This window comes from Paenibacillus sp. FSL H8-0259 (assembly GCF_037963255.1).
Taxonomy (GTDB): Bacteria; Bacillota; Bacilli; order Paenibacillales; family Paenibacillaceae; genus Paenibacillus_AQ; species Paenibacillus_AQ phytohabitans.
In genome coordinates this window covers 7,548,541-7,561,270 of sequence record NZ_CP150147.1, presented here as the reverse complement: position 1 = coordinate 7,561,270, position 12,730 = coordinate 7,548,541, and the positions used below count along the sequence as shown (strand labels likewise).

Here is a 12,730-nt window from a genome sequence, read left to right as displayed (position 1 = left end):
GAAAATGTTGAGAAAGATTAAAGAAATATTCAAATATAGACAAATGCTTGAAAGCATGGTTTTAACGGATTTGAGAACGCGATACAAAGGATCATTTTTAGGCTTTTTTTGGACGCTTCTTAACCCCTTATTAATGCTGGCAGTTTATTCAATGATTTTTAAATACGTAGTTAGGATTTCTTTAGATAATTATACATCATATTTATTCATAGGAATTATCACTTGGAATCTATTAAGTCAATCACTGACATCTGGAGCGTCATCCGTCATCAGAAACGCTGGTCTCGTAAAAAAAATTTACTTTCCTAAAGAAATACTGCCTTTAGCTGTAGTTATAGGTGGAATAATAAATTTCTTATTGAGTCTAATAGTTCTATTCCCGGTTCTGATTATATCACGTATCGAAATGGGATGGTCTTTATTACTTGTTCCGGTAATCTTGACAGTATACTCAATCTTTACGCTTGCATTAACTACCCTAGTCTCTTGTTTGAATGTTTATTTCCGTGATTTGGAGCATATTATTGGGGTTGTTATCATGGCTTGGTTTTATTTAACACCAATTGTTTTTACAGCTGATATGATTCCTGCAGGTCTACAATCTGTATTTAACCTTAATCCGATGACGACAATAATGGAGAGTTTTCATGATGTCTTTTTCTATAATAAAACTCCAGATTTAGTGGGGCTCGGCTATATTGCTGTTATATCTGTATTATTGTTGATACTATGTTACGCTATTTTTTCTAAGTTGAGTAGGAATTTTGCAGAAGAGATCTAAGGAGGGGGCAATAATGGATGCAATCTCCATTAAAAATGTAACAAAATCTTTTAAAATATTTACTGAAAGATCAGCGACTCTTAAGGATAGAATAGTTAATCGCAGAAAAAATAATTTCCAACAGTTTTTTGCCTTAGAAAATGTTTCACTTGAAATTGAACAGGGGCAAACAGTTGGTTTCATGGGGAGGAATGGTTCTGGAAAAAGTACTCTTCTAAAGCTTTTGACAGGAATATTATATCCTGATGCTGGTGAAATTGATGTTAAAGGGAAAGTGTCAAGTTTGCTTGAACTTGGGGCAGGTTTTCATCCTGATTTCACGGGCAGAGAGAATATTTTTATGAACGCCGCAATACTAGGACTTACTAAAAAAGAAATTAAAGCGAAATTAGATGAAATAATTTCATTTTCAGAGTTAAAGGAATATATTGACAATCCGGTTAGGAACTATTCTTCGGGTATGTATATGAGACTAGCCTTTTCAGTAGCCATTATGGTTGAACCAGATGTACTGTTAATAGATGAAGTATTAGCTGTAGGAGATGCATCGTTTCAACAGAAGTGTATGGACCAACTTTTACGAATGAAATCAAAGGGAACTACAATTGTTTTTGTATCTCATGATTTAGGAGCTATGGAGAAATTATGTGACCGAGTAGTTTGGATTAATAAAGGAATTGTTATGAGTGATGGAAAACCTAAAAAAGTTATCGACCAGTATTTAGCATATCTTTCAGAGGAAGAGAACAGAAGATTAATTGATGAATCTGTAATTAGTTCAGAACTAAATAAAGAGGCTAATATATCCGCAAGTGATACGGAGAATGTTGAATTAGAAGAGCCTTCAGATCCAGAAAGATGGGGAAATAGGTCAGTAGAAATTACGAGCGTGTATTTTACTGACTATAATGAACAAAATAAATTTAGCTTTTTGTCAGATGAACAAATGATTGTAAAAATTAAATATAGAGGTAAGAAGAAAGTGGAGAATCCTATATTTGGATTGGCTATTCACACAGTTGACCATACTCATTGCTATGGAACAAATACATTTATCGATTATTTTAAAGTGAATGATATTTATCCTAATGAAGAAGGTTTAATTCAGTTTAGAATTCCTTCTATAAACTTATGTTCTGGAACTTATCTTGTTACAGCAGCGGTACATGACGAGCATGGAAATCAGTATGATTTTCACGACAAAAAGTTTTCGTTCAAAATCACTAGTCTATCCAAGGATGTGGGTATCGCTAAAATTTCTCATGAGTGGCAACAAAACACGTAGAGGGAGAAGGAGTATGCAATGAATGATAATAAAATTAATCCCGGCAGCATAATGCATCAGATTCGTTCTGGGGTTAGAAAGCAAGAAATTGAATTGAAAAACCGTGATACTTTTCAGGAAGAACATGTTCTCCTTCTTGTAGATAGTGATTTGCGTGAAGATTTGCAGAAATTAAATACTAAAATCAATAAATTAGTTCACCGTATAACCCCAAATATGCCTGTTGCTTTTATGGAACCTCGACTGGTTTCACGATATAAAATTTTGGATAGATTTATAACACCGATTAGAAGGTTTGGTAATAGATTCTTTTCTAAATGGTATATTGATACAGTTTCAAATCAACAAAAGTACTTAAATAATGATTTATGGTTTGGATTGAATAATTCAATTGAAATTATTACAGAACAAAACAAGCTAATTGCTCAGTTAGTACAAAATGTATCCGCGTTAGAAAAGTATAATGATCAATTAAAGATGGATCAAAATAGTCTAAATATGGAACAAAATAATCTAGCACTTGAATTCCACCAATTTTTAAATTCATATAACCAAAAATACACAATCACAGATTTTAAATATTCTGATTTTGCTAAAAGGTTCTCTGGTGATGAAAAAGATGTGAAGAGAATATTCTCCCAATATATTCGGTATTTTAAGCCGAATGATAAAATAATAGATATTGGCTGTGGTAAAGGTTTTTTCTTAAAATTATTGAAAGATGAAAATTTAAAGGGTGTTGGCATAGATACTGATCCACAACTCATTGAAGAATGTAGATCAAAAGGATTAGAGGCATACGTTTATGAGGGTAGCGAATATCTTTTAGAGCAAAGTGATTCAAATATTGACGCTGTTTTTTTTGCTCATGTTATTGAACATTTATCTGTACCTCAAAAGATTACATTCCTAAAATTATGTTATCGGAAATTGAAAGAGGGGGGGATCTTAATTATTGAGACTCCTAATACTACTTCTAGTTATGTAATGAATAATCTATATTATCTTGATCCTACTCATGAAAAGCCACTATTTCCAGAGGCACTCAAACATTTATCTGAAATGGCTGGTTTTAAAGTAGTTAATTCATATTTAAGTGAAGAGATAGCATTAAATGATGAAGATACAAAACAATACTATAATTATTCATTGATTTTGGAAAAATAATATTGCAAGGGGATTTAGAATGAAGATAGCGTTAGTAACACCATGGTTTACTGATAGCATCTCCGGTGGCGCAGAACGGTTTGCAGGCGGTATTGCAAATAGTCTGCGTGAAAAAGGATGCAATGTTGAAATACTGACTACTTGTGGAAAAGACTCATTTTGGGATTGGGATAAAGATTTTTACGAACCTGGTATTTATAAAATCAACGGTATATCCGTTCGCAGATTCCCATTAAGAAAAAGAAATAAAAAAAAATACGAAGAGATACTTGGCAAGTTGCTTAATAAAGAGGAGATAAAATATACCGAAGAAATGCAATTATTCCATGAAACAGTAAACAGTGATGCTATGTATGAGTTTATTGCGGACAATAAGGACGGTTACATTTTTCTGTTCATTCCTTATATATTCGGAACTTCATACTGGGGCAGTAAAATGGCCCCTGATCAAAGCTTCTTAATTCCATGTCTTCATGATGAGGATATGGCATATTTAGAATCAATAGGACAGATGTTTAACAGAGTAAGGGGAATTCTTTTTAATACTATTGAAGAACAGTTACTCACTCAGAAGCTACATAATATTAATGTTGATGACTCAGTTATATCTGGAGGTGGAGTTGAAGTTAATTATACTCCAGATAATATGGGCTTTCGTAAGAAATACAATCTTAATGAAGAGTACTTTATATATGTAGGTAGACTTGTGGGCGGGAAAAATGTACCTCAAATGATTGAATTGTTTAATAAATATTATGAAGAAAGTGACAAAAATGTAAAGCTTCTAATAGTAGGTAAGGGTGAAGAACAAATTATTGAAACAATTAAAGGATCGCCAGGTATTATACACATGGGGGAGCTTAATGATGAGGAAAAATTCAGTGCTATTGCTGGGAGTATAGCATTGATACAGCCTTCATTAATGGAGAGCTTTTCAATTGTCATTATGGAAAGTTGGCTTTGTGGAGCTCCTGTCATTGTTCATGAGAATTGTGCTGTGACGAAAGGGCATTGCGATAGAAGTAACGGTGGTCTTTATTATAAAGACTATGGCTCTTTCCAAAAGGTGCTTAGTGTTTATGTTAATTCAAAAGAGAAGGCTATGCAAATGGGACAGAGTGGGAAAGACTACGTGGAGAAAGAATATACATGGGAAATGACAGCAAAAAGAATTATCGAGTTTTTAAATCAAAAAGGATTTAGTAAGGAGGAGTTCCTAGCTTGAGAATACTTATTGATATACAAACTCTATTTACAGATGAAAAAAAAAGAGGTATTGGGATATACACTTATCACTGGTTGAAAAGCTTTGTTAATATTAGTGGAAATCATCGAATATATTTAATGAAAAGAAACTTGGATAAATGGCAGTTTAGTTTTATATCAAAATTTGTCGATTTTGACATGAGAATAAATGAAGAAAGATATTGGTATGAACAAGATTTGGAAGAGTTTATAGAAGAGAAACAAGTAGATATTGTGCATTTTACTAGTCCCTACATGTTTGATGTGGAAATTCCTGATTTAAAAAATGATAAAGTGAAAAAGAGTTATTTAGTTTATGATTTGATACCTATTGTAATGGAACAGGAGTACTATGCTAAATGGCCGAAACACATACAAAGCTTGTACAAGAAAAGATCGCAAAAATTAAAAGAAGCAGATATGATATTGACAATATCTGAAGCTTCAAAACAGGACATTACTAAATTTCTTAGTATTGAACCTAATAAAATAGATGTAATATATGCATCTACTAATGAAAGTTTATTTATTCCTAAGTCAAGTTCTGATCAAAAAGAGCTCTTGAGCAAAGAACTGCATATAGAAGGAGCATTTATATATTCTTTAACCGGGTATGATCCTCGCAAAAATAATAAAGGACTGATAAGTGCCTTTTCCAAAATATCTCATACTAATGAAGATATAACGCTTATCATAGGAGGGATAAAACAGCCTCAAGAAAAAAAGGAGCTTGAAGACTATGCTAAAAGCAAAGGCATAGAAGAAGGGCGTTTGATCATTTTAGGTTTCGTGTCTGAGGATGCCTTAACAGCACTCTACCAAGAGTGTGAAGTTTTTGTGTTTCCCTCACTATATGAAGGTTTTGGGCTACCTGTATTAGAAGCGATGAGATGTGGCGCTCCAGTAATTACTAGTAATTGTTCATCCTTGCCTGAGATTGTTGGTACTTCTGCCGAACTTGTGGACCCTAACAGTGAACAAGAAATTGAACAAGCGATAACTCGTGTGATCTCAGACAAGGGTCTTCGGGATAGATTAATTAATCAAGGGTATAAACAATCTTGTAACTTTTCATGGGAGATTGTTGTTTCGAAGAGTTTGGAGAAATTCTTAGACTTGATTTTGAAAGGGAAGGAAGCTTCTCAGTTATATACACATAATAAACCTAAGCTAGCTTACTTTAGCCCCCTTAATCCTCAAACATCCGGAATATCAGATTACAGCGAAGAATTGCTTATGAATTTAAAAGAACATTATGAAATTACTATATTTGTAAATCAGTATCAACCCAATAACAATTTTATAATAGATACATTTGAAATTGTGGATATAAATAATCACAACGGGTATTTGGATTATTTCGAGAAAAAATTGTATCATATTGGAAATAACGAATACCACGAGTGGATTATAGATACATTAGAGAAATACCCTGGCTATATAGTTTTACATGATTTTAACTTATTTGGATATTTCGTTTACACGACATATCTGAAGGGTAGTAAAGAGAAGCTTGCATTCGAATTGATCTATAATAGCGGGAAGCAAGGTGAAGAGGCTGCAAAGTTATTACTTGAGGCTGGTATCATACCCGAAAGCCAACAATTCCCATTAAGTAATAGGATTGTTGATTTGAGTTTAGGCGTTATAGCTCATAGCAATTGGATCAAAAAATCGATAACTTTGAATAATAATTTTACAGGTCCGATTGAAGTAATACCTCATGGATTCACTATTGAGCCTGCTAAAGAACATGAAGTATTGAATGGAAAAAGCGAATTAATTATTGGAGTGTTCGGAAATGTTATTCCAAATAAGAGAGTGGACATTATAATTAGAGTAATATCCAGACTTCTAGAAACAAATCCGAAAGTGAAGCTTTACATTATTGGCCACGCAGAAGAGAATTACCTGAAGGATCTGACAAAACTCATTGATAATTTGAAATTAAAAAAGAGTGTTACCTTTATCGATTCTCCTGATATATACACTTTTAAAAATCATATCAAAGAAAGTGATATATGTATAAATTTACGTTGGCCAACAATGGGTGAGACTTCAGGTACTTTAATGAGAGCACTAGGCTACGGAATTCCATGTATAGTGTCCAATGTTGGCTCATATGCTGAATATCCTGATGACTGTGTTTGGAAGGTTGACGTTGATGAATATGAAGAAGAATTATTATTAGCATATTTAATAGAGCTGTGTAACAATCCAACTGTACGTAAGGAAATGAATCTTAATGCAAGAAAATATATAGAAGAAAAGTGCGATTTTAATATTACTGCTTCTCTATACAAAGAATTTATAGATTTGTAGTGATTTTGGGAATTAAAATCAAAGGGGAAAATTAATGTTATATATAATTATGTTCTTTTTATTTTATGTACTTATCGCCTCTGCATATGGGGGGCTGTATGGTGTTTATGCTAAAACTTATAATGCTAAAATTGAAGGGATGCATTTATTGTATCCTTTCTTTGGCTTTGCCATTTTAGTAGCCCTTTCTCAATTTGCAGGAATTTTTGTGGGGGCGAAACTTTTTAACCCATTTTTAATCTTTGGGGGTATTATAATTTGTTTTATCTGGATTTATAGAATTTTAGTTCAAAAACATGGTTTTGTGAAAAAATATAATAAAGTTCAACAAATAAGTTTTAGCATATTTGTAGGGGGAGTTTTTTTGGTGTATTTCCTCCCGAGTTTATATGCAGGGTTACCTACTTCTTTTGCAAGTATAAATAATGATTTGATTTTTTATTTGTCAATACCAGAATGGTTGATAGAGAAAAGTTACTTTTCTTTTTCAGTATCGGATAGTTTCCATCCATTTTTTTCAATCGCAGAAATTCACTTTTCAAGGTTTTCAAGAGTCGGGGCAGACTATTTTAATACCCTAGGAATGACGTTTTTTAATACCGATGCTATACACACATTTAATGTGATATCCTGTTTTTTTGTTTTTCTATTTTCTCTTTCAGTTTATTACACTTGTAAGTATAGCTTCCGTTTTTCAAACGAAATTGTATTTACTGCCGTTATATTAGTCACTATTAATACATTGTTGTTTTGGATGTTTACTACTCAATATATGCCTCAAATTGGAGGGAATGCATTTTATGTGTTATCTGCAGGGTTTATTTATCGAATCATTAATGAGAAAAGTAAAACTTTAATTCTACCAACTTGCTTAAGCATCTCAGGTCTTATAGCAGTGTATAGTGAATACTCGCTTTATCTATTTATACCTGCGATAATATTTCTAGGGATATCTGGTTTTAGAGATTTTAGGAATATGAAGTCCTATGTCAAAATTTTGGCTTGGATCATACCTCTAGTAGCACTATTAAATCCTGTGAGTACATTTTTGGCTGTGAAATATAACTATTTCGCATATACGTCTACTCAAAATTCTACTGGGATTGTTGAATACATCCCTTTCATTAATCAAGTACTAATGGTTTTTGGATTTAAGTCCCTTGATTATAGCCTTCCATCAGGAATGCATGTTGTACTTGCAATGATTTTCTTGGTTTTTGTGGCGTTGGGCTTGCTGAAAATGGGGAATAAAGTAAAACTATATTTGTTAGTATATTCTATTTTTATAATTTCATTATTTTTATATTTAAACTTTATAAACAAGTTCCCTTATGGCTATTATAAAACATTAATGTTTTCACAACCCTTTGCAATAATATTGTTCTCGATAGGACTTAACTTCCTAATAACTAAATATTCAATATTAAAAAATACAAGGATTATTTTAGTGGGGTTTTTATTAATCATAAACTTATTGCAGATAAGTAAATTAGAGAAGGTTATTCTCACTAAAGGATTATTAGTTACAAATGAATATAACGAGATTAAGGAAATTAATAATTTGATACCTAAAAATGAGATACTTTCCATAGAAAATGTGACTAAGGACGAAGAACACATACTTTCTTTTTTATTAAAAGATACAAAAATATCATTTAAAAACTCCAATTCTTATTTTGCTCCATCATCGATACCGGAAGAATTAAGATCGAATTACACACTAAAAGGAAGAGGAGATATTCTAAATTATAGTAGTTCTTTAATTTGGCACAATGAGAAGATGAATCTATATAAGAATTTTAATGTTTCATTGACGGAAGGTTGGCACGGTTTAGAAAATTGGAATGGAGTTCCTTCAAGATGGACTGAATCCGAATTTGAAATTACTGTGAAATCTCAAAACTCAACTTCACTATCCATTCAGTTTACACCGGTCTTACCTCCTAATATAACAGAACGAACTCTTTTGATTTATGTTAATGATAGGCTTACTGAAACGATAAGAGTGGAAGACCATAAGGAAATGTCCACAGCTGCATTTGATATAGAATTAAATGTCGTAAACAAAATAAAATTTATAGTTAAAGAAGGAGCAGTACAAGTAGGTCAAGATACAAGAGCGCTGGGAATAGCAATGCAAAATGTCGAAATAATTAATTAGTGGCTCAATTTAGTTTGAGTGAATATTGCTATGAATTATCATCACATGAATTATCATCATTATACTGATTGATTTTATCCAATTACTAAAGGTTAGTTGGTGTGTTATATTGTTGAATGAAAAGCAGACGGAGAAAATGAAAAGTGTATTGGAGTTTGTGAAATATAGTTTTTGGGGAGCTATTTCAACTGGTATTAACCTTTTGGCGTTCTTTTTACTGAACAATTTGGGGCTATACTATATTATTGCTAATATACTTAGCTATATATTTGCTGTTTTTGTGAATTATATTCTCAATAAGAAGTTTGTATTTAATAACCAATCCTCAAATAATAAGGAGAGCAGCCAACTCCTAAAATTCTTAGCGGTGAGATTAATCGCATTACTTATAGACAATATTTTGTTCTATCTATTAGTGTCCGTATTACATTACAATGTAAATATATCAAGAATTGCTCTGAGTGTTCTTCTTATTATAGCGACTTATGGTGTTAATAAATTTTTTGTGTTTAATACAAAGAAGAGGTAAACAATGAAATTAAAAATCTTGATCGTACTAAATTACTACTACCCCTATATAAGTGGTCTTTCTGAATGTGCTAAATCTCTAGCCGAGGAGTTGGCTAAGGATCATGATGTCACTGTACTTACAGCAAAGCACGAGAAGCATCTTTCTAATTCTGAAGTTATAAATGGTGTTAAAGTTGAACGGGCAGACTTACTTTTTAAAATAAGCAAAGGTTATATTAGCCCCGATTTTTTCAGGAAGTTCTATAAACTTCAAAAAAAATCTGATATTGTGAATTTACATTTGCCTATGGCAGAAGCTTCGATTTTCAGTTACCTCACAAGCAAACAAAAGTTAATTTTAACTTATCAATGTGATGTGAATTTGCCCAAATCTCTTTTTAATTCTGTCATTGTTAATCTGATGGATAAATCTTCACGAGCGAGTTTTAAACGAGCGAGAAGAATTGTTGTTAGTTCATATGATTATGCACATAGTTCGAGAGTATTGCCTGATTTTAAAGATAAGTGGGTAGAAATCCATCCCACCTCATCGTTTTATAAAGAGTTTAATACAACTCGCCTTGGAGCGACTGGGGATAAAAGTATAATTGGTTTTTGTGGCAGGATTGTCGAGGAAAAAGGTATAGATGTTTTGCTTAAGGCAGCTCCTCATGTGAAGAAGGCGATACCGAATGTACGGTTCCTAATCGCAGGTGATTATAAAAATATAGCTGGCGGTAGCATTTATGAAGAATTAAAGTCTGGAATAGGCTGGGATGAGACTTATGTTGAGTTTTTAGGTAAGTTAACGACTGAAGAGCTTATTGATTTTTATTACTCCCTTGATTTGTTTGTATTACCCAGCACTAATTCGCTTGAAGCCTTTGGAATGGTACAAGTAGAAGCAATGTTAGCTGGAGTACCTGTTGTGGCTTCAGACCTTCCGGGAGTAAGAGAGATAACGAGAAAAACAAAAATGGGAGAAACGGCCACACCTAAAGACGAGAAGAAGCTTGCTGATGCTATTATTAAGGTGCTCCAGAACCGAGATGCGTATATAAAAGACAAGGCTAGCATTGATAATTTGTTTGGAGTATCCAGCGCAGCTTTTAAGTATAGCAAGTGTTTCAAAGAGATATAACTTATACTTATAAGGGAATGGGAGAAACGGAAATATGTATTATTGCTTTGTTCCTTTTGTCGCCTGGCTTGTTGCAGGTTCATTGAAATATTTAATAAATAGATTCAGGTTTGGAAAAGCTGCTCATGGCTATATTGGAAATGGTGGGTTTCCTAGTAACCATACTACAGTAGTTACTACAATCACCTGGTTAATAGGTTTAAAGGAAGGGTTTGACTCACCGGTTTTTGGACTAGGTATTGCTGTGATTATGATAGTTATATTTGATGCGACAGGACTAAGAAGGTATGTTGGAAATCATGCGAGAACAATTAATGTTTTAATTCAAAATCCCGTGGAAAAGCATAGGGAGAGGATTGGACATACCAGAACTGAAGTATTAGGTGGTTTATTATTAGGAATTATATTGGGTTATTTAATATTTCTTCTATAGTGGGAGTGTGTATTTTGAATCATATTGTTTTGAAAAAGGAACGGAATGTTGCAACTTTTATTTTGAATATATTACTTGAGATGCGAATTAAACAATGGACCAAAAATCTACTGGTATTCGCATCTGCTATTTTCTCTGGAGCGATACTAAATCCTACTACATTAATTGATGCTTTCATAGGGTTTCTTTCATTCTCGTTTATGGCAAGTACAATTTATATTATCAATGATCTTGTAGACGTAGAAAAGGACCGTCGTCATCCAGATAAAAGACGCAGGCCTATTGCTTCAGGAGCTATTAATATCCCCTCAGCAATCGTGTTGGCGGTTTTTACGTTTATCATTGCGGCTGGACTGGCGATTTATGTTAATAACTATGTCTTTTTAGCCGTGCTAGTTTATTTTGTTATGAACCTCTCCTATAGTCTTTATTTAAAACACGTAGTTTTAATTGATGTTATGATTATTGCTGCTGGTTTTGTTCTGAGAGCAGTGACAGGAGCACTTGCGGTAGATGGGGTTCTTACATCTTGGTTTATCTTATGTACCTTAGGACTTTCATTGTTTTTAGCTTTAGGAAAAAGAAGACATGAATTATTACTCTTTAAGGATGATCCTGCTAATCAACGGAAGGTTTTAAATTTTTATAGTGTGGAACTTTTAGATCAGCTTATGAATATAATAACTGCTGTCTTGATTATGTTCTATTCCATGTATGCTGCTTCAGAGGAACCAGCAATGATGTTCTCGATTCCTTTTGTACTCTACGGTATATTCCGTTACTACTATTTAATTCATATGAAGAATGCTGGTGGAAAGCCGGAAGAAGTTTTATTGAATGACAAACATATTTTAGTGACTGTGCTCTTGTTTTCAGTCTGTGTTGTTGCAATCAAAAAATTTATGTGAAATTAAACGGAGTGGATCATATGAAAGGTATAATCCTAGCCGGAGGAACAGGCTCTCGCCTTTATCCTCTGACCAAAGTAACCAATAAGCATTTGCTCCCTGTAGGGAAATACCCAATGATCTTTCATGCCATATATAAGCTCAAGCAGGCCGGGATAAAGGATATCCTTATTGTTACAGGAAAAGAGCATATGGGAGATGTAGTCAACTTATTAGGAAGCGGAAGCACAATGCACGTCACATTTACCTACAAGGTCCAAGACGAGGCTGGCGGCATAGCACAAGCTCTTGGGTTGGCTGATCAGTTCGTCGGTCAGGATCAATGTGTTGTCATTCTTGGGGACAATGTATTTGAGGAGGATATTACTCCGTATATCCAGAACTTCCGGACGCGAGGGAATGGGGCCAAAATATTAATCCAAAAGGTTTCTGATCCCCAACGCTTCGGTGTGCCAGAATTGCAAGATGACAAAATTATTTCTATTGAGGAGAAACCTCAAATTCCAAAGAGCAGCTTTGCGGTAACCGGCATATATATGTTTGACAGTAAGGTTTTTCAAATTATCAAGACGCTCACCCCTTCTAAACGTGGAGAGCTTGAAATAACGGATGTAAACAATGCATATATTCTAAGGAATGAACTCACCTACGATGTTCTAAATGGTTGGTGGACTGATGCGGGTACACACGCATCGCTGGCCAGAGCGAATGAATTGGCGCAGAATATTGTTTTTGAGGAAGAGTTCGGTAAGCTGAAACTATAGATATGAGGAGGAG

The 12,730-nt window shown here is 33.5% G+C and carries 10 protein-coding genes; all 10 read left to right on the top strand.

Features of this window, described 5'->3' with window-relative positions; all coding sequences use genetic code 11:
- Window positions 1–4 precede the first annotated feature (4 nt).
- Entirely contained in the window at window positions 5–781 is a 777-nt protein-coding gene (locus tag NSU01_RS32545) for an ABC transporter permease (RefSeq protein ID WP_076246522.1), read from the top strand.
- 13 nt (window positions 782–794) lie between these two features.
- Window positions 795–2,066, top strand: coding sequence for an ABC transporter ATP-binding protein (locus NSU01_RS32540; RefSeq protein WP_076246524.1), 1,272 nt, complete (start codon window positions 795–797; stop codon window positions 2,064–2,066).
- Between the two features lie 18 nt (window positions 2,067–2,084).
- Window positions 2,085–3,233 (top strand): class I SAM-dependent methyltransferase, encoded by a 1,149-nt coding sequence (locus NSU01_RS32535; RefSeq protein ID WP_076246526.1) that lies wholly within the window; start codon window positions 2,085–2,087, stop codon window positions 3,231–3,233.
- Between the two features lie 19 nt (window positions 3,234–3,252).
- Window positions 3,253–4,458, top strand: a complete 1,206-nt coding sequence (locus tag NSU01_RS32530; RefSeq protein WP_076246528.1) for a glycosyltransferase family 4 protein — start codon at window positions 3,253–3,255, stop codon at window positions 4,456–4,458.
- On the top strand, window positions 4,455–6,800 hold the full coding sequence (locus NSU01_RS32525) for a glycosyltransferase (protein WP_076246529.1): 2,346 nt from the start codon (window positions 4,455–4,457) through the stop codon (window positions 6,798–6,800). The genes NSU01_RS32530 and NSU01_RS32525 overlap by 4 nt, the downstream gene beginning before the upstream one ends.
- A gap of 34 nt (window positions 6,801–6,834) precedes the next feature.
- Complete coding sequence (locus NSU01_RS32520) at window positions 6,835–8,961, top strand: hypothetical protein (protein ID WP_076246531.1); 2,127 nt, start codon at window positions 6,835–6,837, stop codon at window positions 8,959–8,961.
- Between the two features lie 532 nt (window positions 8,962–9,493).
- On the top strand, window positions 9,494–10,612 hold the full coding sequence (locus tag NSU01_RS32515; RefSeq protein WP_076246535.1) for a glycosyltransferase family 4 protein: 1,119 nt from the start codon (window positions 9,494–9,496) through the stop codon (window positions 10,610–10,612).
- A 34-nt stretch (window positions 10,613–10,646) separates the two neighbouring features.
- Window positions 10,647–11,045: a divergent PAP2 family protein gene (locus tag NSU01_RS32510; protein WP_076246537.1), complete on the top strand. Its 399-nt coding sequence runs from the start codon at window positions 10,647–10,649 to the stop codon at window positions 11,043–11,045.
- 14 nt (window positions 11,046–11,059) lie between these two features.
- On the top strand, window positions 11,060–11,953 hold the full coding sequence (locus tag NSU01_RS32505) for a decaprenyl-phosphate phosphoribosyltransferase (RefSeq protein ID WP_256703970.1): 894 nt from the start codon (window positions 11,060–11,062) through the stop codon (window positions 11,951–11,953).
- A gap of 20 nt (window positions 11,954–11,973) precedes the next feature.
- Window positions 11,974–12,717, top strand: a complete 744-nt coding sequence (locus NSU01_RS32500) for a sugar phosphate nucleotidyltransferase (RefSeq protein ID WP_076246539.1) — start codon at window positions 11,974–11,976, stop codon at window positions 12,715–12,717.
- The last annotated feature ends 13 nt before the right edge of the window (window positions 12,718–12,730 follow it).